Source organism: Brevundimonas sp. SGAir0440, from assembly GCF_005484585.1.
Classification (GTDB): domain Bacteria; phylum Pseudomonadota; class Alphaproteobacteria; order Caulobacterales; family Caulobacteraceae; genus Brevundimonas.
Genome location: NZ_CP039435.1, coordinates 1,792,923 through 1,816,900 on the forward strand (window position 1 = coordinate 1,792,923; position 23,978 = coordinate 1,816,900).

23 protein-coding genes and 1 riboswitch are annotated in these 23,978 nt (G+C 66.9%); of the genes, 8 read left to right on the forward strand and 15 right to left on the reverse strand.

What is annotated here, in order from left to right; all coding sequences use genetic code 11:
• Nucleotides 1–20: 20 nt before the first annotated feature.
• Together E7T10_RS08810 and E7T10_RS08815 are read left to right on the forward strand one after the other, a co-directional pair.
• Nucleotides 21–734: a pirin family protein gene (locus E7T10_RS08810; RefSeq protein WP_137721508.1), complete on the forward strand. Its 714-nt coding sequence runs from the start codon at nt 21–23 to the stop codon at nt 732–734.
• Between the two features lie 72 nt (nt 735–806).
• Nucleotides 807–1,205: a DoxX family protein gene (locus E7T10_RS08815; RefSeq protein ID WP_055755196.1), complete on the forward strand. Its 399-nt coding sequence runs from the start codon at nt 807–809 to the stop codon at nt 1,203–1,205.
• A gap of 47 nt (nt 1,206–1,252) precedes the next feature.
• Here E7T10_RS08815 and pip read toward each other — a convergent pair whose 3' ends face one another.
• The 5 genes from pip to E7T10_RS08840 form a co-directional block, all read right to left on the reverse strand.
• Nucleotides 1,253–2,233 carry a prolyl aminopeptidase gene (gene pip, locus E7T10_RS08820; protein ID WP_137721509.1) on the reverse strand — a complete coding sequence of 327 codons (981 nt, stop codon included), beginning with the start codon at nt 2,231–2,233 and terminating at the stop codon, nt 1,253–1,255.
• Between the two features lie 26 nt (nt 2,234–2,259).
• On the reverse strand, nt 2,260–2,622 hold the full coding sequence (locus E7T10_RS08825; protein ID WP_091747203.1) for a DUF423 domain-containing protein: 363 nt from the start codon (nt 2,620–2,622) through the stop codon (nt 2,260–2,262).
• Nucleotides 2,623–2,670: 48 nt separating this feature from the next.
• The gene (locus E7T10_RS08830) at nt 2,671–3,276 is read right to left on the reverse strand and encodes a hypothetical protein (RefSeq protein ID WP_137721510.1); all 606 of its coding nucleotides are present in this window, start codon (nt 3,274–3,276) and stop codon (nt 2,671–2,673) included.
• A gap of 72 nt (nt 3,277–3,348) precedes the next feature.
• Nucleotides 3,349–5,931, reverse strand: coding sequence for a tipN (locus E7T10_RS08835; RefSeq protein WP_137721511.1), 2,583 nt, complete (start codon nt 5,929–5,931; stop codon nt 3,349–3,351).
• Nucleotides 5,932–6,070: 139 nt separating this feature from the next.
• On the reverse strand, nt 6,071–6,253 hold the full coding sequence (locus E7T10_RS08840; protein WP_137721512.1) for a hypothetical protein: 183 nt from the start codon (nt 6,251–6,253) through the stop codon (nt 6,071–6,073).
• A 157-nt stretch (nt 6,254–6,410) separates the two neighbouring features.
• Here E7T10_RS08840 and E7T10_RS08845 point away from each other — a divergent pair, with 157 nt between their 5' ends.
• Nucleotides 6,411–7,889, forward strand: a complete 1,479-nt coding sequence (locus E7T10_RS08845) for a phospholipase D-like domain-containing protein (protein ID WP_137721513.1) — start codon at nt 6,411–6,413, stop codon at nt 7,887–7,889.
• On the opposite strand, the gene E7T10_RS08850 is transcribed toward E7T10_RS08845, so the two are convergent.
• The 5 genes from E7T10_RS08850 to folD all read right to left on the reverse strand — a co-directional run bounded on the left by E7T10_RS08850 (nt 7,874) and on the right by folD (nt 11,841).
• Nucleotides 7,874–8,611 carry an endonuclease/exonuclease/phosphatase family protein gene (locus E7T10_RS08850; protein WP_137721514.1) on the reverse strand — a complete coding sequence of 246 codons (738 nt, stop codon included), beginning with the start codon at nt 8,609–8,611 and terminating at the stop codon, nt 7,874–7,876. The two genes, E7T10_RS08845 and E7T10_RS08850, sit on opposite strands and share 16 nt — an antisense overlap.
• 72 nt (nt 8,612–8,683) lie before the next feature.
• Nucleotides 8,684–9,361, reverse strand: coding sequence for a TPM domain-containing protein (locus E7T10_RS08855; protein ID WP_246845975.1), 678 nt, complete (start codon nt 9,359–9,361; stop codon nt 8,684–8,686).
• Nucleotides 9,361–10,176 (reverse strand): YgcG family protein, encoded by an 816-nt coding sequence (locus E7T10_RS08860; protein ID WP_137721516.1) that lies wholly within the window; start codon nt 10,174–10,176, stop codon nt 9,361–9,363. The genes E7T10_RS08855 and E7T10_RS08860 overlap by 1 nt, the downstream gene beginning before the upstream one ends.
• Entirely contained in the window at nt 10,173–10,856 is a 684-nt protein-coding gene (locus E7T10_RS08865) for a LemA family protein (protein ID WP_137721517.1), read from the reverse strand. The genes E7T10_RS08860 and E7T10_RS08865 overlap by 4 nt, the downstream gene beginning before the upstream one ends.
• 61 nt (nt 10,857–10,917) lie before the next feature.
• Nucleotides 10,918–11,841 carry a bifunctional methylenetetrahydrofolate dehydrogenase/methenyltetrahydrofolate cyclohydrolase FolD gene (gene folD, locus E7T10_RS08870; RefSeq protein WP_137721518.1) on the reverse strand — a complete coding sequence of 308 codons (924 nt, stop codon included), beginning with the start codon at nt 11,839–11,841 and terminating at the stop codon, nt 10,918–10,920.
• Between the two features lie 91 nt (nt 11,842–11,932).
• On the opposite strand from folD, the gene E7T10_RS08875 reads away from it, so the two are divergent.
• Both E7T10_RS08875 and E7T10_RS08880 read left to right on the forward strand, forming a co-directional pair.
• Entirely contained in the window at nt 11,933–13,831 is a 1,899-nt protein-coding gene (locus tag E7T10_RS08875; protein WP_137721519.1) for a PPC domain-containing protein, read from the forward strand.
• A 47-nt stretch (nt 13,832–13,878) separates the two neighbouring features.
• Nucleotides 13,879–14,022: riboswitch (yybP-ykoY riboswitch) on the forward strand.
• 27 nt (nt 14,023–14,049) lie between these two features.
• Nucleotides 14,050–14,622, forward strand: coding sequence for a manganese efflux pump MntP family protein (locus E7T10_RS08880; protein ID WP_137721520.1), 573 nt, complete (start codon nt 14,050–14,052; stop codon nt 14,620–14,622).
• A gap of 6 nt (nt 14,623–14,628) precedes the next feature.
• Here E7T10_RS08880 and hutH read toward each other — a convergent pair whose 3' ends face one another.
• From hutH to hutG, 3 genes are read right to left on the reverse strand one after another with little or no spacing between them, the layout of a single operon-like run.
• A complete protein-coding gene (gene hutH, locus E7T10_RS08885; protein WP_137721521.1) occupies nt 14,629–16,158 on the reverse strand; it encodes a histidine ammonia-lyase in 1,530 nt (509 codons plus the stop codon).
• Between the two features lie 3 nt (nt 16,159–16,161).
• Entirely contained in the window at nt 16,162–17,826 is a 1,665-nt protein-coding gene (hutU, locus tag E7T10_RS08890) for a urocanate hydratase (protein ID WP_137721522.1), read from the reverse strand.
• Nucleotides 17,823–18,641, reverse strand: coding sequence for an N-formylglutamate deformylase (hutG, locus tag E7T10_RS08895; RefSeq protein ID WP_137721523.1), 819 nt, complete (start codon nt 18,639–18,641; stop codon nt 17,823–17,825). The genes hutU and hutG overlap by 4 nt, the downstream gene beginning before the upstream one ends.
• Before the next feature lie 77 nt (nt 18,642–18,718).
• Between hutG and E7T10_RS08900 the strand changes: the two genes are divergently transcribed.
• The 3 genes from E7T10_RS08900 to hutI are packed head-to-tail and all read left to right on the forward strand — an operon-like array spanning nt 18,719 to nt 22,019.
• Nucleotides 18,719–20,095, forward strand: a complete 1,377-nt coding sequence (locus tag E7T10_RS08900; protein ID WP_137721524.1) for a formimidoylglutamate deiminase — start codon at nt 18,719–18,721, stop codon at nt 20,093–20,095.
• The gene (hutC, locus tag E7T10_RS08905) at nt 20,092–20,817 is read left to right on the forward strand and encodes a histidine utilization repressor (protein ID WP_137721525.1); all 726 of its coding nucleotides are present in this window, start codon (nt 20,092–20,094) and stop codon (nt 20,815–20,817) included. Before E7T10_RS08900 ends, hutC begins: the two co-directional genes overlap by 4 nt.
• The gene (gene hutI, locus E7T10_RS08910; protein WP_137721526.1) at nt 20,814–22,019 is read left to right on the forward strand and encodes an imidazolonepropionase; all 1,206 of its coding nucleotides are present in this window, start codon (nt 20,814–20,816) and stop codon (nt 22,017–22,019) included. Before hutC ends, hutI begins: the two co-directional genes overlap by 4 nt.
• On the opposite strand, the gene E7T10_RS08915 is transcribed toward hutI, so the two are convergent.
• Together E7T10_RS08915 and E7T10_RS08920 are read right to left on the reverse strand one after the other, a co-directional pair.
• Nucleotides 22,016–22,393, reverse strand: a complete 378-nt coding sequence (locus E7T10_RS08915) for a response regulator (RefSeq protein ID WP_137721527.1) — start codon at nt 22,391–22,393, stop codon at nt 22,016–22,018. The genes hutI and E7T10_RS08915 overlap by 4 nt on opposite strands.
• Nucleotides 22,390–23,886: a PAS domain-containing sensor histidine kinase gene (locus E7T10_RS08920; RefSeq protein ID WP_246845976.1), complete on the reverse strand. Its 1,497-nt coding sequence runs from the start codon at nt 23,884–23,886 to the stop codon at nt 22,390–22,392. The genes E7T10_RS08915 and E7T10_RS08920 overlap by 4 nt, the downstream gene beginning before the upstream one ends.
• Nucleotides 23,887–23,978 lie beyond the last annotated feature (92 nt).

Consider the following 23,978-nt stretch of genomic DNA (forward strand, 5'->3'; position numbering starts at 1 on the left):
GACGCGAAAGGACGAGTGCGATGATCGAGCGCAGACCATTTGAATCCCTCGGCGGCGCCAACCACGGCTGGCTGAACGCCAAACACCATTTCTCCTTCGCGAACTACTATGATCCCAAGCGGATGAGCTGGGGCAATCTGCGGGTCTGGAACGACGACGAGATCGCCGCTGGCACGGGCTTTCCGCCGCATCCCCACGCCGACATGGAGATCATCACCTATGTCCGCGACGGTGCCATCACCCATGAGGACAGTCTGGGCAACAAGGGCCGCACCGTCGCGGGCGATGTGCAGGTGATGAGCGCCGGAACCGGGATCCGGCACGCCGAATACAACGCTGAGCCGGACCTGACGCGGATCTTCCAGATCTGGATCGAGCCGACCCGGCGCGGCGATGCGCCGAGTTGGGGCACGAAACCCTTCCCCAAGGGCGAGCGGTCAGGCCAGTTCGTGGTCCTGGCGTCGGGCTTCGAGGGCGATACGCTTGAAAGCGGTGGGGACGCCCTGCCGATCCGCACCGATGCGCGGATTGTGGCGGCGACGCTGAAGACGGGCGATAGCGCCGACTATCCGCTGGGCGGCGCGCGGCGGGCCTATCTGGTCCCGGCGAAGGGCGAGGTCGAGGTCAATGGCGTCCGACTGAACGCCCGTGACGGCGCGGCCATCGCTCAGGAGGATGTCGTGACGGTCAAGGCGCTGTCCGACGCCGAGGTCGTGCTGGTGGACGCCGCCTGATTTTCGGAACAAGCTTCACGGTCGGACCCGATCCGACCGTGAACAACCGCATCAAAAAGGCGAGGAAAGAGAATGTTCAATCAAGTGAATGGCTGGTCTTCCCGCGCCCTGGCGGCGCTCAGGATCGTCGCCGGTCTGTTGTTCCTGGCGCATGGCGTCATCAAGGTCTTCGGCTTTCCAGCCGGGGCCGAGCCCGGTCAACAGGAGCTGCTGTCGCTGTTCGGCATCGGCGGGGTGATCGAGCTGATCACGGGCCTGCTGTTGATCCTGGGCCTGTTCACGCGTCCGGCCGCCTTCATCGCCTCGGGCCAGATGGCTGTGGCGTACTGGATGTTCCATTTCCCCAGCAGCCCCTATCCGGCGGTGAACGGCGGCGACGCGGCCATCCTGTACTGCTTCATCTTCCTGTACATCTTCACCGCCGGTCCGGGCGCGTGGAGCATCGACAATCGAACCGCAAAGCGGTTCTGATCTGTAGAAATGGAAAGGCCGCCGCGCTGTCCTGCGCGACGGCTTTTTCATGCCTGAAGGCTTGCGGCCCAGTCGGCGGCGCGCACCAGGCTGTCGATGATGCCGGGTTCCGACGAGGCGTGGCCGGCGTCGCCGACGATGTCCAGACGCGCCTCGGGCCAGGCGCGGTGCAGCGCCCAGGCGCCTGAGATCGGCGTCACCACGTCGAACCGGCCCTGCGCGATCCAGCAAGGGATATGCCGCATCCGGTCAACATTCTTCAGCAGCCAGCCGTCTTCCTCGAAGAAGCCGGCGTTGGTGAAGAACCAGTTTTCGATCCGGGCGAAGGCGACGGCGAAGTCGGGCTCGGCGAACTTGTCCGGCCGGGCGTTGGGGCCCTCGACACTGACGGTCTCGCCCTCCCAGCTGGACCAGGCGACGGCGCAGCGTTCGCGCTCGGCGACATCATCGCCGATCAGCCGCTTGTAATAGGCGGCCATCAGGTCGCCGCGCTCGGCCTCGGGGATGGGGGCGATGAAGCGTTCCCAGGCGTCCGGGAAGATCATCGAGGCGCCGTCCTGATAGAACCAGTGCAACTCCTTCTTCGTTAGCAGGAAGATTCCGCGCAGCAGCAGCGCGATGACCCGCTCGGGATGGGTGATGGCGTAGGCCATCGACAGGGTCGAACCCCAGGACCCGCCGAACACCACCCATTTGTCGACACCGCACAACACGCGTAGACGCTCGATATCGTCGATCAGGGTCCAGGTCGTGTTGTCTTCCAGCGAGGCATGCGGCCGCGACTGACCGCAGCCGCGCTGGTCGAACATGATGATGCGATAGACGGCGGGATCGAAGAAGCGGCGCATGCCCGGATTGACCGCGCCGCCAGGCCCGCCGTGCAGAACCAGGACCGGCAGGCCGTGCGGATTGCCGGATTCCTCGTAATAGATTTCATGCACGCCTTCGGTCGGCATCCAACCCGAGGCATAGGCCTCGATCTCGGGGTGGAGTACACGACGCGGCTCGGCGGGCGTGGGGAAGGCCATGGATGCTTAATCTTTCTACGAGGAAATCAGGGGCGAGAACGCAAGGCCGCAAGGGCCAGGCAGAGCCAACCGGCGATCATCAGAAGGCCGCCGATCGGGGCCACGGCGCCGAACGCCGGCACGCCGAGAAACGCGATCGCCGCCAGGGCAAGGCAGAAGATCAGGCCGCCGATCGATCCGAGCCAGCCAGCAAGGCGCGCCAGCCCGCCGCCCCCTGTCCATTGGGCGCAGGCGAAGGCGAAGACGGCGTGGACGATCTGATACTGGGCGCCGGTGGTCAGCAGGGTCTTGATCTGCGGCCCGGCGCCATGCGCGGCGAACGCGCCCAGCGCCACGGCCAGGGCGCCATTCAGGGCGGCGAAGACGATCAGGTTCCGACTCACTGTCATTTCCAAACCCTAGACCGCCAGTTCGTCGATGTCTGCGAACCAGGAAGGTTAACCGACACGCGGCAGCGGCGTCAGGTGGCTGGCCATGGCCGAGGCGGCGGCCTTGACGCCCTTGCGCACGGCCGCCTCATTGGCTGGGGCGGGTGCGCGCAACAGGCCGATCGACGGCGTCAGAGGGCCATCCGGCAGGTCAGAGAGCACGCGATAGAGCAGGTAGGAACCCGCGTCCTCCTCGATGTCGGACGAGGCGTCAGCCTGCAGCCCGGCGGCGGTCAGTGCGCGAACCATGTCGGCGACGGGCGCCGTGGTGCGGGCCACGCCAGGCCCGGTGCTGGACAGGCGGTGCTTGTAGTCGAGGGTGCGGTTCTCGGCACGCATCTGGACCCGGAAGCCGGCGCCTTTTTGTGTGCGCCCGACCAGAAGGACGGCCCGGCATTCTCCGCTCCCGAGACGGGCGGCCAAGGTCGAGGCGAGTTCGTCGGGATCGGCGGCGGCGATGGGCACGGCGCGAGCCCCGCTGGGACTCCAGATCTCGCCCGACAGATCCTCGACCAGATCCCATCCGTCATCGTCGCCGTCATAGGCGCAGATGATGATGCCAGGGCGGCGATCGCCGCTCGTCCGACTGTCGATTTCGTTCATCGTGCCAGCCATAGCCCCATCCATGACAGTTCGGTGACGTGCAAGTGGCTGTAACTTCCCGACGCCGTCAAGTCCGCAAAAGTCTTAGCCCAGGTCGCCGACGGCCGCGTCCAGCAACATGAAGGCGCGACCGCTGTCGGATGCCAGGCTGGACTGCACCGCCGCGCTGTCTCCGGCGCGAGCCGAAGCGTTCAGCATGACCGCGAAGTTGCGGACATAGCGTTCGGCGTCAGCGCGCAGTTCGGCGTCGCTGAGGACGCGGCGAGACACGCTGCGGACGGCGGCCGGGGCGACGCGACGCACGATCTGACGCGCGGCGTCGGGGTCGCCATTGCTGAAGGCGCGGGCGGCCTCTTCGACTCGCGAGCGGGGCAGGAGGGCGTTGGGATCGACCCCCATGCGCCGGATAGCCGCGGCGACTCGGTCGGACAGGGCTTCGGCCTCGGCAGGCGAAGGGGAGGGCGTGTCCAGCTCCAGCGGGGCCTCGTTGTCGTCGTCGCCGTCGATCAGATCGCTCCAGTCCAGGCCCTTGTCCGTGGACGGCGGCGGCGTCTCTGCGGGCTCGAGGCGCAGGCGGCTGCGTAGACCGAACCGGCGCTCTTCGGCAGGCGGCGAGGCGGGAGCTGTCGGGCGATCGATCCGGCGCTCGGGACGAGGTTCGGGCCGGGCTTCGATCTCTGCGGCCGGCTCGCGACGACGCGCCGGCGTCGTATCGCCCGACACCACGCCCATCAGACGCACGGCCTCGGTCAGCATGTCGTAGTTCCGGCGCACGCGATCCTGGAAGCCGACATCCAGCGCCTCGGTGTCCTCGGCCGCCTTGCGCGATGCGGCGGAAAGGGAAGCGAGGCCTTCCTCGACCGTGGCGCGCACGGCGTCGGCGCGGGCGCGGGCTTCCTGAGGCAGGCGCGCGGCGCGCTCGTCGATGTCGGCGACGGCGGTGTCGATTTCCGACAAGGCGCTGTTGAGACGTGCGACTAAGGTTTCCAGCCGGCTGACCATCCGCTCGCCGGTTTCTTCGACCAGGCCGGACGTTTCGGTGACGATGCGGCGGGCGTCGGCAATGCGGGCGTCGGCGGCCGTGTCGGCCTTCTGGGCCGCGTCGAACAAGGATTCGCCCAGGCGATCGGTGCGAAGGCGCGCCTGTTCGGCGGCGTCGGCGGCGGCGGCGCGGGAATCTTCGGCCGTGGCGCGCATCTGCTCCAGAGCGCGGCGCGTCTCTTCCATCAGGGCGTCACGCGCCTCGGCGGCCAAGGCTTCGAAGCGATCCAGGGCGAGCTTGGTGGCGGAATCGAAGCCGTCGGCCTCGCGTTGCGACATGTCCACCAGGGCGCGGAACTGGTCGGTGGCGGCCTCGACCAGATCGCGCATGGACTCGACCGAGGTCTGGGTGGTGCGATCCAGATCGCCTGCGGCGCTGCGCGTGGCGGACAGGTGTTCGATCAGTTGAGCGCGCTGGCTTTCGACCTGGGCGGAGAAGTCCTCCTGATCGGTGCGAAGGGCGTAGGCGGCGGTGACCAAGGCGGCGCGCTGCTGGCTGAGGCCTTCCTCGACGGACTGGATCTGCTCGGCGACGCCAGAGCCGGCATTCTCCAGTCGAATGGTCTGGCGCGCCAGATCGTCGGAGGCCACGCGGGCGGCGTCCTGCGCTTCTCCTGCGGCGGCGGCGAGGTCGGCGGCGCGCGCGGCGAGGGCGGCCTCGGCTTCACGCAATTGCGCCTGAGCCAGATCGGAGGCGTCCGCGACCATGCGCGACTGCCGCTCGACCGCGTCGATGACGCCCGACGCCTGCGTATCCAGGTGGATGCCCAAGGTCTGCATCTGGTCGCGCTCGCGGCCCAGGTTTTCGGTGAGACGTCGTGCGGTGCGGCCGGCGTTCTCGGCCGCCTCGTTCAGGCGCGTTGTCTCCTGGGCCAACGCCTCTCGAAGCAGGGCCATGTCGTTGCGTGCGCGTTCCGCCGCCAGGGTGGCGTGATCGATGTCAGAACGCAGCGACTGAAGCACCTCGCCGGTCTGCTGGGCGGCCAGGGCGGTCGGGGCCACCAGGGCCTCGGCCAGTTGGCGGGCGCGGCGCGTCTCTGCGGCCAGACCGGCGCCCTGTCGGACGGCATGGGCCAGCATGATGGCCAGGCCCGCAGGGGCCAGGGCGATCAGGGCGTAGATGGCGATCCGCAGCGGGTCCAGTTCGGCCCCGCCGGCGCCGAACTCGTAAGCGGCCCAGGAGGCGACGCCGCCGATCCACAGGGCGGAGGCGACGCCTGCGATCACATAGGCGTGGCGCCCGGACGGCTCGGGCTGGGCCTTGGCTTGAACGGTTTTCACAGCCGGTGGCCTGGACAACTCGAACGGCGCGGGCGGCTGACCCGCGGTGACGGCCATATCGACAGGAGTGTCTGCTGTCGGTTCCGCATTGACAGGGGCGGCGTCCCTTTCGGCGGCAAGGGCGCGTTCTTCGGCCTGCCGCTGCTCTTCCAGCAGGCGACGGCGACGACGCTCCGACATCGGGGGCTCAAACGTCGGCTGCACGATCTCGAAATCAGGCTCGGGAATCGGGTCGAGCGACGGTGTCGCCTCCTGGACCGACATTTCATCGGAGGCCGAAAGATCGACCGGCGTGACGGCCTCGTCGTCGGTCAGCTTCAGCGGCGGCCGTTTGGGAGACTTCATAAGCTCAAAAACTCGATCTCTACGCGGGCGTCCGACAGCGCCGAGGAAACCCTAGAGCATGATCGATGCGGACGAAACCGACTCAAGTCCGCAACCTGTCGATGAACCGCGTCATGCAGCGCGCAAAGCGCCGCAGCGTTCAGCAGTCGCGCTTGGATTCGGAAAGCAGCGTGGCGTTGGAGCCGGCGTCCCGACACTCCACCACCCGGCGCACTTCGCGGTCGCCGTGGTTGGGGTTGTGCGTGTCGACGCCGAACTGCGTCAGGACAGCGGCGGCCAGCAGGGCGATGAAGCCAGCGATCAGTTCGACAAGCGCCTGCATACTACCCTCCCTCGCAGCCTGTATGGCTACGCTCCTTATGCGCCAAATCGGCGAACGTCACAATCCCGCCCTGAAAGATTGACCGACGGACACGCGCGTGGAACGGAGGATGCAGGCGCTTCGACACCATGTCACGCGAATCAGACAGATAGGTCGCATGACTTTAGCCGGCGACAGTTACGAAGGCAGCCTGCTGGAGCCTGGGCCCGCGCTGTGGACGTCCGCCGTCGCGCACCGCTTTTCGGTGCTGATGGAAAACGAGGCCTATTTCGACGCCCTGTCGTCCGCGATTCATAAGGCTCAACGCTCCATCGTGCTGCTTGGATGGCAGTTCGATCCCCGCACCCATCTGGATCCGGAAACGCGGCCCGGCGACAAATCGGCGGAAATCGGTCGCCAGCTGCGGATGCTGGTCAAGAAGAAGCCGGACCTGGATGTGCGACTGCTCATCTGGAAATCGCCGCTGCTGATCGCCGCGTCGCAGGGCTTCTATCCGCACAAGGCGCAGCGCTGGTTCCGTAAGCGGATGGTGGAGTTCCGGCTCGATTCCCCCGGCCCTATCGGCGCCTGTCATCACCAGAAGATCGTTGTCATCGACGACAAGGTGGCCTTTTGCGGCGGCGGCGACATCTCGACCGATCGCTGGGATTCCGACGAACATCTGGACGGCGACCCGCGTCGCGCCCTGCCTAGCGGCCTGATCTGCAAGGCGCGTCACGAGGTGATGAGCGTGATGGACGGCCCTGCGGCGCGAGCGCTGGGCGATCTGGCGCGCGAACGCTGGTTCAAGGCGACGTGGGAGCGCACCATCCCGGATGAAGTCGAGGACGATCCCTGGCCCGACGGCGTGCCGGTGCAGATGACCGACGTGCCCGTCGGCATCGCCCGCACAGAGCCGAAATGGTCGGGGCGTCACGAGGTGCGCGAGAGCGAAGCCTTGCATCTGGAATCAGTTCGGCGCGCCAAGCGGCTGATCTATATCGAGAACCAGTATTTCACCTCGCCGGTCATCGCCGCCGCATTGGCCGAACGTCTGGCCGAGGTGGATGGGCCGCAGGTCATCGTCATCTCGACCGCCAAGAGCCCGAGTTGGTTCGACAGCATGACCATGGACACGGCCCGGGCCGAGGTGCTGCACCGGCTGGAACAGGCGGACAAATACAACCGCTTCTTCGCCTTCGCCCCGCTGACCGCCGACGGCGACCGGATTATCGTCCATGCCAAGGTGACCATCATTGATGATCGGTTGCTCAGGATCGGGTCTACCAATCTGAACAACCGGTCGATGGGCCTGGATACCGAATGCGACATCGCCGCCGAGCCTGTCGATGCGGCGGGTCGGGCCTTCATCACGGCGTACCGTCACCGGACGATCGCCCATTGGTTAGGTGTCGCGACGGAGGACTATGCGGCGGTCGAGGGCGTCTTCGGCTCGGTGGGGCAGGCGATTTGCAACTTCGAAACCGATCGGCTGAAGCCGCTAGGCTCAGAGCCGCCGACGCGTATCCAGCGGATGTTCGCGGAATGGCAGTTGGGCGACCCGACGTCGTCCAGCGACGCCTGGCGCCCGTGGAAGCGTCTGAACCGTTCGCAGCGCACGCGACCGGCGTCAGAGGGCGGTCACGCGCCGGGTTGAACGACCTCGAAATCGACGATCAGCGGCAGGTGGTCCGAGGCCACGCGCGCCAGGGGCGAGAAGGCGGATTGCACCGCGCGGATGCGGATATGCGGGCTGACGAAACAGTGGTCGATGCGAATGGCGGGGAAGGCGGACGGGAAGGTCTTCACGCTGGGCTTCTGGCCCAACTGACGCTGGCAGTCCTGCAGGCTGCGGCACAGGGTCTGATAGGGGCGAGTGATGGAGGTGGCGTTGAAATCGCCGGCCAACAGGATCGGTCCCTCGCATGCGCCGACCCAGCCGGATCCGGCTAGAGCGGCGGCCTGAAGCCGCTGCTCGCGTGGGACCAGGCCCAGGTGGGTGTTCATGACGTTGACGGCCGTGCCGTCGATCTCGAGTTCCGACCAGATCGCCCCGCGCGGTTCCAGGCCCGGAATGCCGCTCACGGTCGGCAAAGCGCCGGCGCGGATCAGCCGTTCGGGATGCGGGGTCAGGATGGCGTCGCCGTACTGTTCGGCCTCGACCCGCATCGCCGGGTGAAAGCGTGAGGTCATGGCCAGACCGTCGGCGATCGCCTCGGCCTGATCGACCCCGCCTGTGCGCGCGCGGCCGACATCCAGTTCCTGCAGGCAGACGATGTCCGGCTCGAACTCGGCGATGACGGCGACGATCCGGCCAACATCCAGGCGACGATCCGTGCCGACGCAGCGGTGGACGTTGTAGGTGAGAAGGCGAGGCATGAGCTGGCGATTGGTTGAACGTTGACCGTGGGCTAGGCCTTCTGGCGCGCGAATGCGACCCCGATGCGACGATCAGAGCAGGATCAGATGATCGGGCAACTCGTTGCGATTGTCGGCGCGCGGCGGAAAGTGGCGGGCCAGAACCTCGCCGCACAGACCGATGGCGGCGGCAAAGCCATCGACGGGGCGGTCGGCGCGCAGTTCGCGGGTCAGGACAGCGACGGCCTGAGCCCAGGCGTCCTCATCGACCTTGGCGTAGATGCCTTCATCGGCGATCAGTTCGACCTGATGTTCGTCCATGGCCGCGAAGATCAGAACGCCCGTGCGTTCCTGCGTGACATGGACGCCTTGGGCCATGAACTGCTGCAGGGCCGCCTCCCTGACGCGGCCGCGCCTGACGCCGGCGGGCGTCACGAGGCGGCGCACGGCCGGGATACGGCTCATCAGAAAAACGCCGACGAAGACGACGGCCTGCGACAGGCCGTAAAGGCCCAGAGCCTGCGCCGTCGTGGCGTCCTGCGCGGCCTGGTGCGCCGCCTCCCAGCCATCGCTGGGCCAGTGAAGATCCAGCACGAAAGGAACGAAGACGATCGGGGCCACCAGCGCCATCGCCGCCGCCCAGGCCAGGCTGACGTCCACATAGGTCGAAACCCGGCGCGCGACGACGCAGAAGATTTCGCCCGATGTCTGACGCTCGGCGGCCGCTATGGCGTCGGCGATGCGGGTGCGGTCGTTGTCCGTGATCTGCATCACCATCCCCCCGAGGCGCCGCCGCCACCGAAACTGCCGCCTCCGCCGCCGAACCCGCCGCCGCCGCCGCCACCCCAACCGCCGCCGCCTCTGCCGGAGTTCCGCAGCGCCTCGGACGCCGCCCACAGCAGGACCGAACTGACATTGCTGCGTCGTCCGCGTCCGGACCGCATGGCGATCAATAAGATGAAGAGGAAAAGCCCGGCGATGATGACCAGCGGAATGATGGAGTCGCCCTTGGTGTCGGCTTGCTCGGCAGCGGCGGCCTGGGCGCGCGCCTGCGCTTCTGCGGGGTCGAGCGAAAGCTGGGCGATCAGGGCGTCGACGCCCTTGATCACGCCCGTCTGATAATCGCCGTCGCGAAAGGACGGCAGAAGGTCTTTGCGAATGACCTGGGACGAGAAGGCGTCGGTCAGAATGGGCTCCAGTCCGTAGCCGACCTCGATACGCACCTTGCGTTCGTTCGGCGCAACGATCAGCAGGGCGCCGTTGTCGTTTTCCTTCTGGCCGATGCCCCAGGCGCGACCCAGCTGATAGCCGTAGTCCTCGATCTCCTGATCCTGAAGACTGTTGACCGTCACGACGACCAACTGGTCGGTCGAACTGGCTTCCAGCGCCGCGAGCTTCTCGGTCAGGGCCTGTTCCGTGGCCGGATCGAGCAGATTGGCTTGATCGACCACGCGGCCGGTCAGGGGCGGGAAGTCGATCTTGCTCTGCGCCGCCGCCGGCAGAACCAACAGCAGGGCGATGACAAGGCTGAAAAAGAGGGCGGCGACGCCCGGCGAACGCCGCGCCGCCGCTTGACGGTTTGTCACTGGGCGGGCGGGGTCGCGCCCGGCGCCACGGCCGGTGCGCCGCCGCCGGGCGCCGAGGCGTTGGCGGGCGGGGCGTTCAGGTTGAAGTTGACCTGGGGCGCCGACTGGGCGGCGGCGGCGGCGGTGAACAACTGCATCGGCTGCGACCCGCCATGCAGGGTCTTGGCCCAGATCACCTGTGGGAAGGTGCGCAGGGTGGTGTTGTAGTCGCGGACAGCCTCATTGTAGTCGCGGCGCGCGATCTGGATGCGGTTTTCAGTCCCTTCCAGTTGGGACTGCAGGGTCAGGAAGTTCTGGTTAGCCTGAAGTTGCGGGTACGCTTCGACCGTCACCAGCAAGCGTGACAAGGCGCCGGACAGCTGGCCCTGGGCTTCCTGATATTGCTGGAAGGCCTGCGGATTATCGAGGTCGTCGGCCGAGACGTTGACCGAAGTGGCGCGGGCGCGGGCGTTGATGACGTCCGTCAGGGTGGTGCGTTCCTGGATCGCGGCGCCTTGAACCGTCGCGACCAGATTGGGGACCAGGTCGGCGCGGCGCTGATACTGGCTCTGCACATCGGCCCAGGCGGCCTCGGCGCGTTCCTGCTTGGTTGGAATGGTGTTGTAGCCGCAGCCCGCCACGGCGGGGACGATCATCAGAGCGCCGGTCAGAGCGACGGCGCGAGCGTTGAAGCGGACCATGACATCTCCCGTTCGGCGATAGCGCCGTTCAGCGGGACTATTCACCGCCCCAATGAATGCATCAAGCGTCCAATGGCTCCGGTTGGAGATTGTTGAGGCGGCAGGCGGCCGAATAGGTGTTGGCCAGCAGACAGGCGATGGTCATCGGCCCGACGCCGCCCGGCACCGGGGTGATGCGGCCCGCGACATCGGCCGCTTCCTTGAAGGCGACGTCGCCGACGACGCGGGTCTTGCCCTCGGCGGCCTTGACGGGATCAGCCGAGGGAACGCGGTTGATGCCTACGTCGATGACGGTGGCGCCCGGTTTGATCCAGTCGCCCTTGATCATCTCGGGCCGACCGACGGCGGCGACCAGAATGTCGGCGCGACGGCAGACGTCGGGCAGGTCCCGCGTGCGCGAATGGGCGATGGTGACGGTGCAGCTTTCGCCCAGCAGTAACTGCGCCATCGGCTTGCCGACGATGTTCGAGCGACCGACGATGACGGCGTTCAGGCCCGACAGATCGCCGAGTTGATCCTTCAGCAGCATCAGACAGCCCAGGGGCGTGCAGGGGACCAGACCCGGCAGGCCGACGGCCAGACGACCGGCGTTCACGACGTGAAAGCCGTCCACATCCTTGTCCGGCGAAATGGCGTCCAGAACCACCGTCGCGTCGATGTGGGCGGGCAGGGGCAGTTGGACCAGGATGCCGTGAATGCCGGCATCCGCATTCAACTGGGCGATCAGGGCCAGCAGTTCATCCTGGCGGGTCGATTCGGCCAGGCGGTGGGTGTCGGAGCGCATGCCGGCGCGCAGCGTCGTCTCGCCCTTGTTGCGGACGTAGATCTGGCTGGCCGGGTCCTCGCCGACGATGACGACGGCCAGGCCGGGTTTGACGCCGTGCGCGGCTTCCAGCCGGGCGACGGCCGCCCCGACGCGGTCCACCAGTGCGGCCGAGAAGGCCTTGCCGTCGATCAGGGTCGCAGGCGTGGATTGGGCCGACATGGCAGCTCCGTCTGGTGGGAAATCAGGATGCGGCGATTTACAGCCGTCACGGTTCGGCGTCTATGATCCGCAGCCTATGCTGGAGGAATTCATGAACCGTCCGTCGCTCGCCGCCGCTGTCAGCACCCTGGCCCTCTTGTGGGCGGTCGCGCCGGCCGTGGCCCAGGACGCGCAGACGTTGCGCATCGGCGCCGACGTGAACGGCGCCCTGACGGACGGCGACGCGAAGGCGGCAGATGACGAATATCGCTATGACGACTATCGGTTTGAGGCGCGCGCAGGGCAGCGGCTGGAAGCCACGCTGAGATCGGACGCTTTCGACGCCTATCTGGAAGTCTACGCCGATGGGGCTGCGGGCGAGCCGCTGGCGTCCGACGACGACGGATTGGGAGACGGCACGAATGCGCGGCTGCGCTTCACGCCGGAACAGGCGGGGACCTATGTCCTGAGAGCCCGGACGCTGAGCGGACTGGACGGCGGCGACTATCGTCTGTCGTTGCAGGAACGCCCGGCGCCGCCGCGCGCGCCGCGACCCGGCGGCATTCGTGTCGGGGCGACCCAGAGCGGCGAACTGACGGCGCGCGATCCTGAGCAGGAAGACGGCGGCCGCTATGACGCCTACGCCTTCCGCGCCAACGCCGGCGATCGGTTTGTGGTGACGTTGGATTCCGAGGCCTTCGATCCCCTGGTGCGGGTGGGGCGGATGAACGGTCCCGATTTCCTCGAGATCAGCTCGAACGACGACGCGCCCGGCGGCGGGCTGAACTCGCGGCTGACCTTCACGGCGCCCACGGCCGGTGAATATGTGATCCGGGCCACGTCGCTGGAAGACGGGCTGGGTCGCTACGAACTGGGCTTGGCCGAGGCGCCGCCCGCGCCGCCGTCGAAGCCCATCGCGATCGGTGACGAGATCAAGGGTGAGCTGGGCTCGGACAGCGCCACGAACGACGGCGGCCAGCGCGCAGAAACCTATCGCTTCACCGGAACGAACGGCCAGCGCGTCGCGATCGAGATGAAGTCGAGCGAGTTCGACGCCTATCTGACGCTTCGCCGCGCTTCGGACGATACGGTATTGGCTGAAGATGATGACGGCGCCGGCTCGGGCACCGACGCCCGCATCGCGCGCACCCTGGACGCCGACGGCGACTACATCATCGAGGCGCGCGGGTTCAGCGACGAGGCCGAGGGCGATTATACGCTGAAGCTGACCGAAACCGCGCCGCCGCCGCCGCCGACCACGGCGACCCTGGGTCAAACCGTGGAAGGCGAGATCACCGACGAGGATCCCCAGGGCGACGATGGTAAACGCTATGACGCCTATGTCTTTTCCGGAACGGAAGGCCAGCGTGTCCAGGCGATCCTGCGGTCCGGCGACTTCGACGCCTATCTGGAGATCGGCAAGGCCGACGGTGAGTTCGAGGCCCTGGCCAGCGATGACGACGGCCTGGCGGAGGGCACGGATTCGCGGCTGAACTTCACCCTGCCTTCGGCCGGGAACTATGTGGTCCGCGCCATGCCGCTGGATGCGGAGGGCAAGGGCCTTTATTCGCTGGAACTGCTGGATCGCGGGCCAGAGCCCAAGCCCGGCAGCCTGCTGATCGGGTCGACCGTGCGCGGAACCCTGTCGAACAGCGCTGCGCTCAGCGACGAAGGCGCCTTTTTCGACGCTTACCGCTTCCAGGCCAAGAAGGACGAGAAGCTGCGTCTGACGATGGTGTCGAACGCCTTCGACTCCTTCATCGACCTGGGCAAGGAAGACGAAGACGGCGATTTCACCAGCTTGGCGACCGACGACGACAGCCTGTCCGACGCGCATGCCAAGCTGGATTGGACCGCGCCGGACGACGGCTGGTACGTCGTGCGCGCCCGCGCCTATGGGCCCAACCAAATGGGCGCCTATGCCCTGACGGTCGAGCGCCAACCGGCCGGCGCATCGACCTCGGCCCGCGATGATGCGCCCGCCGCGATGGCGCCCAAGTCGGGCGGCTGATCGACCTGCGAGGTTGCCAAGCGCGGGAAGCGGCGTGTAGAGAGCCGCCTCCTGTTGGGGAGTAGCTTCCGGCATTCGTCGTCGGGATCGCGTCAACATACTCGCGCTTCGGCGCGTGGCGCGATCAGCGGAACCACCGCCTAGCGAGACCAGCGTGTCCTGACGCCGCGACCGGCCGGTGCAGGACCGCTGTCACGCGTCCGGTCGAGTGCTGTTTCATGACCCCAGGCGCCATCGCCATTCTCTCGCTCAGCATGTCCACGGACGCCTTTGCGGCCGCCGTCGGACGCGGGGCGTCGCATCGACCCGCCGTCAAGGACGCCGTCAAGGCCGGTCTGGTCTTCGGCGTGATCGAGGCGATCACCCCTCTGATCGGCTGGGGACTGGGCATCATCGCCGCCGGCCTGGTCGAAAAGGTCGATCACTGGATCGCCTTCACCCTGCTGCTGATCGTCGGCGGCAAGATGATCTGGGAAGGCGTTCAACCTCGCGGCGCGGAGGAGGATGAGGCGCCGCGCCGGTCCGGCCCCTGGGCGCTTGTGGCGACGGCGGTCGGCACCAGCATCGACGCTGCGGCCGTCGGCGTGGGTCTGGCCTTCATCGGCGCCAATATCTGGGTGATCGCCGCCTCGATCGGCTTCACCACCTTCGTGTTGACCACCATCGGAATGCTGATCGGCAAGGCCGTAGGCACGCGCTTCGGCAAGACGGCCGAGATCATCGGCGGCATCGCCCTGATCGGTCTAGGCTCGGCCATCCTGCTGGAACACCTGGGCGTTCTTGGCGGCTGAGCCGGATCAGGCCGAGGGCAGCAGGTCCGCCGCGAAGGGTCGATAACGACCGGCGCGCACGGCGTCGGTCGCGCGAGCGATGTCCGGGGCGAAATAGTGGTCGCTGGCGTAGGGGGCGGCAGCCTCGCGGACGATGGCGAAGACCTGTTCCAGCGCCGGCGAGCTAGTGAGCGGCCGATGGAACTCCAGTCCCTGCGCCGCCGCCAGAAGCTCGATGCCGACCACCGTCGCCGTGTTCTCGGCCATGTCCAGCAAACGGCGGGCGCCGTGTGTGGCCATGCTCACGTGGTCTTCCTGGTTGGCGCTGGTCGGCACGGTGTCCACGCTGCACGGGTGAGCGACCATACGGTTCTCGGCGATCAGGGCCGCAGCCGTCACCTGGGCGATCATGAAGCCGGAGTTCAGGCCGCTTTCCCTGACCAGGAAGGCCGGCAGTTCGCTCATCTTGGGATCGACCAGGATTGATGTGCGGCGTTCCGAGATATTGCCGATCTCGCAAAGCGCCATGGCGATCTGATCGGCAGCGAAAGCAACGGGTTCGGCGTGGAAGTTGCCGCCCGAAATGACGTCTCCATCCTCGATGAAGACCAGCGGATTGTCGGTGACGGCGTTCGCTTCGCGCGCCAGCGCAGCGGCGGCGCTGGTTAGCACATCGAGGATCGCGCCCATGACCTGAGGCTGGCAGCGCAGGGAGTAGGGATCCTGGACCTTGGAGCAGTCGTCGCGGTGGCTGTCGCGGATGGCGGAGCCCGCCATCAGCTCGCGCAGGCGGGCGGCGACGGCGATCTGGCCCGGCTGACCGCGCAGGGCGTGGATACGATGATCGAACGGGGCGTCGGACCCTTTCAGCGCATCGACCGCCAAGGCGCCGGCGGCGATGCCGGCCGCGAACGCCGCCTCGGCCGCGAACAGACCGGCGAGCGCCAGCGCGGTCGAGCACTGGGTGCCGTTCAGCAGCGCCAGGCCTTCCTTCGGGCCCAGCGTCAGAGGCGTCAGGCCGACCTTCGCCAGAGCCGCTTCGGCCTCCAAGGTCGCGCCGTTCAGCCGCGCCTCGCCCACGCCGATCAGGACGCAGGACATATGGGCCAGCGGCGCCAGGTCGCCCGAGGCGCCGACCGATCCCTTGGATGGAATGCAGGGCAGGACGTCCGCGTTGACCAGGGCGATCAGGGCCTCCAGCGTCTCGCGCCGAATGCCCGAGGCGCCGCGCGACAGACTGGCGATCTTCAGCACCATCAAAAGACGCGTCACCGAATCCGGCAGCAGCGGCCCGACGCCACAGGCGTGGCTGAGAACCAGATTACGCTGCAGCGTCTCCAGGTCTTCAGGCGCGATGGACGTGTTGGCCAGCAGGCCGAAGCCGGTGTTGACGCCATAGACGGTGCGCCCCTCGGCGACGATGGCGGCGATGGTCGCTGCGCCCCTTTCCACATCGGCCCAGGCGGCGGGCGTCAGTGAGACGATAGCAGGGCCCTCCAGCACCGCACGAAGCTGAGTAAGCGTGAGAGGCGACTGGCCGAGAGTAATCGCGGTCATGGTTCAGGCCTTCAGGCTCGGAAGGTTCAGTTCGTGCTCGCGCGCGGCAGCGCGGGCGATCTCATAGCCGGCGTCGGCGTGACGCATGACGCCCGTGGCGGGGTCGTTCCACAGCACCCGCTCAAGCCGTTGGGCGGCCTCCGGGGTCCCGTCCGCGACGATGACGACGCCCGAGTGCTGGGAATAGCCCATACCGACACCGCCGCCGTGGTGCAGCGACACCCAGCTGGCGCCTGAGGCCGTGTTCAGCAGGGCGTTCAGAAGAGGCCAGTCGGAGACGGCGTCCGAACCGTCCATCATGGCCTCGGTCTCGCGGTTCGGGCTGGCGACCGAACCGCTGTCCAGGTGATCGCGGCCGATGACGATGGGGCCGGACAGTTCGCCCGACGCCACCATGTCGTTGAACATCAGGCCGGCGCGGTGGCGATCACCCAATCCGATCCAGCAGATGCGGGCCGGAAGGCCTTGAAAGGCAATGCGCTCGCCCGCCATGTCGAGCCAGCGATGCAGACCTGCATTGTCGGAAAACAGGCGCTTCATCGCCGCGTCTGTCTTTCTGATATCGTCCGGATCGCCGGTCAGGGCCGCCCAGCGGAACGGACCGATGCCTCGACAGAACAGCGGGCGGATGTAGGAGGGCACGAAGCCGGGGAAGTCGAAGGCGTTGGAGACGCCTGCGTCGAAGGCGACCTGACGAATGTTGTTGCCGTAGTCGGTGGTCGGCACGCCCATCGCCTGGAAGTCCAGCATGGCCTTCACATGAGCGACGATGGAGGTGCGGGCGGCAACGGCGACGCTGTCGGGATCGCTGACGCGCTTGTCTTCCCACTCCGCGACGGTCCAGCCCGAGGGCAGATAGCCGTTGATCAGATCGTGCGCGCTGGTCTGGTCGGTGACCAGATCGGGCCGGATGCCGCGCCGGACCATTTCAGGCAAAAGATCGGCTGCATTGCCCAACAGGCCGATCGACAGGGGTTTCTTGTCCCGGAACGATTGCTGCAGCAACGCCAGGGCCTCATCCAGGGTTTCGGCCATGACGTCGACGTAGCGTGTACGTAGTCGGAACTCGATGCGGCTGCGTTGGCATTCGATCGTGATGCAGGATGCGCCGGCCATGGTCGCGGCCAGAGGCTGGGCCCCGCCCATGCCGCCAAGACCTGCGGTCAGGATCCATTTGCCGGACCAGTCGCCGCCGTAGTGCTGGCGGCCGGCCTCCATGAAGGTCTCGTAGGTGCCTTGGACGATGCCCTGGGTGCCGATGTAGATCCACGAGCCGGCGGTCATCTGGCCATACATGGCCAGGCCTTTGCGATCGAGCTCGTTGAAATGCTCCCAGGTCGCCCATTTCGGCACCAGGTTGGAGTTGGCGATCAGGACGCGCGGGGCGTCGGCATGGGTGCGGAAGACACCGACCGGCTTGCCGGATTGAACCAGCAGGGTCTCGTCGGCCTCCAACGTCTTCAGCGTCTCGACGATCCTGTCGAACGCGGCCCAATCCCGCGCCGCCTTGCCAATGCCGCCATAGACGACGAGGTCCTGGGGCCGCTCGGCCACCTCAGGATCGAGGTTGTTCATCAGCATCCGCATGGCCGCTTCGGCGGCCCAGGTCTTGGTCGTCTTTTCCGGGCCGCGCGGGCTGCGGACGATCCGGGCGTTGGGCGTGTTCATCGTTGGCTCTCGGCGAAGGCGATGCAGGCGGTCAGGACGCGGCGCAGATGGCCGCGCATCGGCTCGGCGCGGTCCGGCTGGTAGGGGCTGGGCCAGTTGTCGGGCGACACCGGGCCGGCGGGATCGAGGATGTAGCCCCGGTCCGCCAGTTCCATCTGGATGGCGTGGACGCCGGTTTCAGGACGGCCATAATGGCGCGTGGTCCAGCCACCCTTGAAGCGGCCGTTGACGACGACGCTGTCGCCGCTGATCGCACAGGCTTTTCCGACAGCCTGCGTCAGCTCGCCGGCGCAGGTGGCGCCGTCGTTGTCGCCGATGTTGAACTGAGGCAGTTCACCCTCGAACAGGCGTGGCACGACAGACCGGATCGAATGGGCGTCGTAGAGGACGACCGGACCTCGGCTGCGCAGTCGCTCCAACTGGCCCTGCAGGGCGGTGTGATAGGGATCGAACCAAGTCGCCCGTCGCTCCTCCGTTTCGGCCGCGTCGGGCTCCTGACCTGCCTGATACAGCGGCTCCCCGTCGAAGGTTTCAGTCGGGCACAGGCCGGTCGTTGTCATGCCGGGGTAGAGGGAGACGCCCGACGGATCGCGATTCACATCGATGACGCTGCGCGACACGCCCGTTCGCACCAGGGTCGCGCCCATGTCGATCGCGAAGTCGTACAGCCGATCCACCCACCAGTCCGCATCCTTGCGGGCCAGCCAGGGCGAGGTCATCCGCGCCTCGATGGCAGCCGGAATGTCGGTGCCCGTGTGCGGCAGGCCGACCACCAGCGGCGCCGAACCTTCGTGGATGGTCAGCCAGTCCTGCATCCGTTCGGCCTCCCTCGCCAAATCGATCCATCGTGGTATGTCTAGACATATTGATCGCAACGACACGGACCTGTCCAGTGACCCTTCAGCCGCAGCCTGTGGATCGCACCCTCTGGTTCGAGTCGGCCCTCTTGCCCAACGGCTGGGCGCGCGATGTCCGCATCGGCATCGCGAGCGGGCGGATCGTCAGTTTGGAAACCGGCGTGGCGCGCAGCCAGGCGGACGAGGGGGGCCGTGTCGCCCTGCCGGGCGTCGCCAATGTCCACAGCCACGCCTTTCAGCGCGCCATGGCGGGCCTGACCGAAGCGCGCGGGCCTTCGGACGACGACTTCTGGACGTGGCGCGAGCTGATGTACCGCTTCCTGGATCGGGGCGGGCCGGAAGAGATCGAGGCCATCACCGCCCTGGCCTTCATGGAAATGCTGGAGGGCGGCTTCACCCGCGTCGCCGAGTTCCATTATCTGCACAACGACCCGTCAGGTGCGGCCTATTCGGACCGGGCCGAGGTCGCCGCGCGGATCGTGGCGGCGGCGCAGGCGACGGGTGTCGCCCTGACCCTGCTGCCGGTTTTCTACGCCCATGCCGGGTTCGGGGGACAGCCGTCGGCGCATGGACAGCGGCGCTTCATCAACGATCTGGACGGTTTGGCCGATCTGGTGTCGCGATGCCGGACCCTGACCGACGATCTGCCCGACGCCGTGGTCGGGGTCGCGCCGCACAGCCTGCGCGCCGTCAGCCCGGACGAACTGGCGGCCATGCCTGCGCTGGCGGGCGACGGGCCGATCCATATCCATGTCGCCGAACAGACCAAGGAGGTTGCGGACTGCCTGGCGTGGTCAGGCGCGCGGCCGGTCGAATGGCTGCTTGCCAACACGCCGGTCGATCCGCGTTGGTGCCTGATCCACTCCACCCATGTGACTGAGACCGAATGGCGCGGCGTCGTCGCGCGCGGCGCCGTCGTCGGCCTGTGCCCGATCACCGAGGCCAATCTGGGCGACGGCGTCTTCCCGGCGGTCGATTTCACGCGCGCCGGCGGGCGGTTTGGCATCGGGACCGATTCCAACGTGCAGATCGGCGTCGCGGAGGAACTGCGGATGCTGGAATACAGTCAGCGGCTGGCGCTGCGCGGTCGCGCGGTCATGGCGGACCCTGAACGCTCGACGGGCCGCGCCTTGTTTGATCGCGCGCTGGCGGGCGGCGTCCAGGCGACGGGCGCGGCGTCGGGTCTGAGCGTCGGGGCGTCTGCGGACATCGTGTCGCTGGACACCAGCGGCGTCGCCTTTGCGGGACGATCGGGCGATGCGGTGCTCGACAGCTGGATCTTCGGCGCGCCGACGGGCTCGATCCGTTCGGTGTGGCGCGCGGGGCGGGAGGTCGTGAAAAACGGCCGCCATATCGCGCGAGACCGCATAGAGGCGCGCTATGGCAAGGCCTTGTCGACGGTGTTGGGGTGAGCCTGCATCGCCGCATTTACGCCGATCTGGAGGGGCTTATCCTGTCCGGCGAGCTATCGCCCGGCGACCGCATTCCGTTCGAGCATGAGCTGACCGAACGCTACGGCTGCTCGCGCATGACGGTCTCCAAGGCCATCTCGGAACTGGCGGGGCGTGGGCTGGTGACGCGCCGACGTCGCGCCGGCACCTTCGTCGCCCAGCCCAAGGCCCACGCCGCCGTCCTGGCTATTCCCGATCTGCGGGCCGAGGTGATCGAGCGCGGGCAGGCTTACGGCTATGTCCTCCTGGAGCGGATCGAACGCGAGCCGGACGGCGAGGACGAAGTCGAACTGGCGTCGGGCGGTCGTCTGCTGGATCTGACGTGTCTGCATAGCGCCGACGGCGCGCCCCTGGCCTTGGAACACCGGCTGATCGCGCTTGGCGCGGCCCCTCAAGCCATAAACGTGGATTTTCATACGGTTCCGCCGGGAAGCTGGCTCTTGGACTCCGCGCCGTGGACCGAGGCGGAAAACCGCATTTCAGCGATCGCGGCGGACGCCCGCGCTGCCCGCCTACTGGAACTCAAGCCCGGCGCCGCCTGTCTATGCGTCGAGCGGCGGACATGGCGGGACGGGCAGGGGGTGACGCGGGTGTGGCAGACCTTCCCCGGCGACCGCTACGATCTGGTGGCGCGCTTCTCGTCAGCCCATTCACCCGTTCTGGCCAAGGAGCCTCGCCGATGAAGGCCGACCGTCTGCTGATCGACTGCCATGTCGCCACCATGGTCGAGGGACCGGTCCCTTATGGCGCCATCCAGGACGCCGCTGTGGTCGTCGCCAATGGCCGCATCGCCTGGGTGGGACCGCGCGCTGACCTGCCGGCCGTAGAAACGGCTGAAACCCAGCGTCTGGAGGGGCGATGGGTCACGCCTGGCCTAATCGACTGCCACACCCACCTGGTGTTCGGCGGCGACCGTTCGGCCGAGTTCGAACAGCGGCTGGGTGGCGCGACCTATGAGGAGATCGCGCGGGCCGGCGGCGGCATCGTCTCGTCCGTGAAGGCCACGCGCGCCGCGTCGGAGGATGACCTATTTGCCTCCGCCATGACACGTCTGGCGGGGCTGAAGGCCACCGGGGTCAGCACCGTCGAGATCAAGTCCGGCTATGGTCTGGACCTTGAGGCGGAGCTGAAGATGCTGCGTGTTGCGCGTCGGATCGGGCGCGAGGGCAGGGTGCGTGTCCGCACCAGCTATCTGGGCCTGCATGCCGTGCCGCCTGAATATCGCGACGACAGGGCGGCCTATGTTGATTTGGCTATCGAAGACATCCTGCCCGCCGCCCATGCCGAAGGTTTGATCGATGCGGTCGACGCCTATTGCGAGCCCATCGCCTTCTCGACTGCAGAAGTGTCGCGCCTGTTCGACAAGGCCCGCGCGCTGGGCCTGCCGGTCAAGCTGCACGCCGATCAGTTGTCCAACGGCGGTGGTGCTGCCCTTGCGGCGCGGTATCAGGCCCTGTCGGCCGATCACATCGAACATGCGACCGAGGAGGGCGTCGCCGCCATGGCCGCCGCGGGCGTGGTCGCCGTCCTGTTGCCGGGCGCCTATCTGATGCTGCGCGAGACCAAGGCCCCGCCGATCGATCTCCTGCGCCGCCACGGCGTGCGTATGGCCGTCGCCACCGACTGCAATCCGGGCACCTCGCCCGTCGCTTCGATGACCACTGCGCTCAATCTGGCCTGCGTCCAGTTCCGTCTGACGCCGGAAGAGGCTTTGGCCGGCACAACGCGGGAGGCGGCGAGGGCGCTGGACCTGCTGGACGAAATCGGCACTGTGGAACTGGGCAAGGCTGCCGACATCGCCGTCTGGGACATCTCGCGGCCGGCCGAGCTTTGCTATTGGGTCGGCAAGCCGCTCCTTTATAGCAGCACTGAAGCAGGTCTCTAAACTTCGGCGACGCCCATGGCCTTCATCAGGGCGTCGCGGATGGCGGCTTCGGTGAAAGGCTTCTGAATCGTGGGTTGGCCGCGCCATTCGTCGGGCAGTCCGCCTTCGCCGTAGCCGGTTGAAAAGACGAACGGCACGCCGCGTTCCTTCAACGCCTCCGCCACGGGAAAGACCTGACGACCGGCGACGTTCACGTCCAGCAGAGCGGCGTCGAGATTGTCCGTCTCTCGAGCCAGTTTTTGGCCGTCGTCCACATTGGAGGCGGGACCGATCGGCACGCATTCCATGTCTTCCAGAATGGTTTCCAGAAGCATGGCCACGAGGGATTCGTCTTCGACCACGAGGACACGGCGACCGGTCAGAGGTTGAGTCATTGTGCGGCCGTCCTGTCCAGTGGAACCGTCAGTTCCGCGATCAATCCATCGGCGGCGTAGACCAGATCGATCTCGCCCGCCAGATCATGTCGAATGTTTCGTTCAATCAAGCGGCTACCGAAGCCTCTTCTTTCCGGAGCCATAACCTTCGGGCCGCCGATTTCGCGCCAGCTCAGCTTCAGTTTCCGGTCGCGCTGATCCGCCAGGCCCCAGTCGATGAGGACGCGACCCTCCGGGGTATGAAGCGCGCCATATTTGGCGGCATTCGTCGCCAGCTCATGGAAGATCATGCCCAAAGACAATACGACGGCCGGCTCCAGCGACACCGGCGGTCCGTTCAGGCTGATGCGGGTCGGTCCATAAGCCTCAGTCTCGTGCTCCAGAATGGCGCGCAGGTCGGCGCCCTCCCAATGGCTTTGCGTCAGCAGATTGTGGGTGTGCGACAGCGCCATGATCCGGGACTGGAAGGTCTCGGCGAAGCTTGCAGGGTCGGTGTTGGAGCGGGCCGTCTGGATCGCGATGGACTGCACCGTGGCCAGGGTGTTCTTCACGCGATGGTTCAGTTCGTCGATCATCAACTTCTGACGCTGGGCGGCCAGGACGTTTTCGGTGATGTCGTGGCCCTGAACGAAGATGCCCACGACCGCTCCCGCGTCGTCGCGGATCGGTTGATAGATGAAGTTGAGATAGACGGTTTCGAGCAGCCCGTCGGGCTTGCGCTGCAGCTGGGCCGCGCTCTCGCGGCCTTCATAGGGTTCGCCTGTGGCGAAGACGCTGTCGAGAAATTCGTAGAAGCCTTGGCCTTCCAGTTCCGGCAGGGCCTGCCTGACGGGCTTTCCGGCGATATCCCTGTGACCGATGAGTTGGCTGTAGGCGTCGTTATGCATCTGGAACCGGTGATCCGGCCCGGACAGGATGGCGACGAAGCCGGGCGCCTGCATGAACATTTCAACGAGACGATTGCGCTCGGTCTCCAGGCGACGATTGTCCTCCTGCACCGACTGGGCGCGACGCAGGACCGAGCCGCCGACGATGGCGTCCAGCGCGGTGGTTGGCTCATCTGGGCGGATGACGGGCGCGAGGTCCGTCACATCCGTGGTGTGCTGAAGCAGCATGACCACTTCGCCGTCGGCGTTCAGGATGGGCGTATGGGTGGCGCTCCAGAGACGCTCTTCGAAAACCTCGCTGCCGTCCGGCTGGGCTCGAGGCATCGAAAAGCGCACGACCGCCAGATGATCGCGTTGGCGGGTGTCGCGCGCCTTTTCCAGTGAGGCACGGACTTGTCGGACGTTCTCCGGGGCGTCCGAGCCAGGGCCCGAGTCGAAGGTCGAGAATAGGGGCTGACCGACCATGTCGCCACGCTTGGCGCCTGTCACATCTATGTAAGCTTGGTTGACCTCGGCGATGCGCAGGTCAGGCGTAATCAGCACGTAAGGATTGGGCGAAGCCTGGAAGGCCGCGCCCAGATCGACGGTCAGGTCGCTTGATTTCACTGTTTCGTTCAACGCCTACCCCGCACAGCGTGGCGATAACGCGCCACATCGAAATCGGTTCTCTCGTCACGTGTCGTGAACTGTGATCGCAA

Coding starts and splice junctions, on each gene's coding strand:
- E7T10_RS08810 (WP_137721508.1), top strand. CDS start 21: ATGATCGAGCGCAGACCATTTGAATCCCTCGGCGGCGCCAACCACGGC.
- E7T10_RS08815 (WP_055755196.1), top strand. CDS start 807: ATGTTCAATCAAGTGAATGGCTGGTCTTCCCGCGCCCTGGCGGCGCTC.
- pip (WP_137721509.1), bottom strand. CDS start 2,233: ATGGCCTTCCCCACGCCCGCCGAGCCGCGTCGTGTACTCCACCCCGAG.
- E7T10_RS08825 (WP_091747203.1), bottom strand. CDS start 2,622: ATGACAGTGAGTCGGAACCTGATCGTCTTCGCCGCCCTGAATGGCGCC.
- E7T10_RS08830 (WP_137721510.1), bottom strand. CDS start 3,276: ATGGCTGGCACGATGAACGAAATCGACAGTCGGACGAGCGGCGATCGC.
- E7T10_RS08835 (WP_137721511.1), bottom strand. CDS start 5,931: ATGAAGTCTCCCAAACGGCCGCCGCTGAAGCTGACCGACGACGAGGCC.
- E7T10_RS08840 (WP_137721512.1), bottom strand. CDS start 6,253: ATGCAGGCGCTTGTCGAACTGATCGCTGGCTTCATCGCCCTGCTGGCC.
- E7T10_RS08845 (WP_137721513.1), top strand. CDS start 6,411: ATGACTTTAGCCGGCGACAGTTACGAAGGCAGCCTGCTGGAGCCTGGG.
- E7T10_RS08850 (WP_137721514.1), bottom strand. CDS start 8,611: ATGCCTCGCCTTCTCACCTACAACGTCCACCGCTGCGTCGGCACGGAT.
- E7T10_RS08855 (WP_246845975.1), bottom strand. CDS start 9,361: ATGCAGATCACGGACAACGACCGCACCCGCATCGCCGACGCCATAGCG.
- E7T10_RS08865 (WP_137721517.1), bottom strand. CDS start 10,856: ATGGTCCGCTTCAACGCTCGCGCCGTCGCTCTGACCGGCGCTCTGATG.
- folD (WP_137721518.1), bottom strand. CDS start 11,841: ATGTCGGCCCAATCCACGCCTGCGACCCTGATCGACGGCAAGGCCTTC.
- E7T10_RS08875 (WP_137721519.1), top strand. CDS start 11,933: ATGAACCGTCCGTCGCTCGCCGCCGCTGTCAGCACCCTGGCCCTCTTG.
- E7T10_RS08880 (WP_137721520.1), top strand. CDS start 14,050: ATGACCCCAGGCGCCATCGCCATTCTCTCGCTCAGCATGTCCACGGAC.
- hutH (WP_137721521.1), bottom strand. CDS start 16,158: ATGACCGCGATTACTCTCGGCCAGTCGCCTCTCACGCTTACTCAGCTT.
- hutU (WP_137721522.1), bottom strand. CDS start 17,826: ATGAACACGCCCAACGCCCGGATCGTCCGCAGCCCGCGCGGCCCGGAA.
- hutG (WP_137721523.1), bottom strand. CDS start 18,641: ATGCAGGACTGGCTGACCATCCACGAAGGTTCGGCGCCGCTGGTGGTC.
- hutI (WP_137721526.1), top strand. CDS start 20,814: ATGAAGGCCGACCGTCTGCTGATCGACTGCCATGTCGCCACCATGGTC.
- E7T10_RS08915 (WP_137721527.1), bottom strand. CDS start 22,393: ATGACTCAACCTCTGACCGGTCGCCGTGTCCTCGTGGTCGAAGACGAA.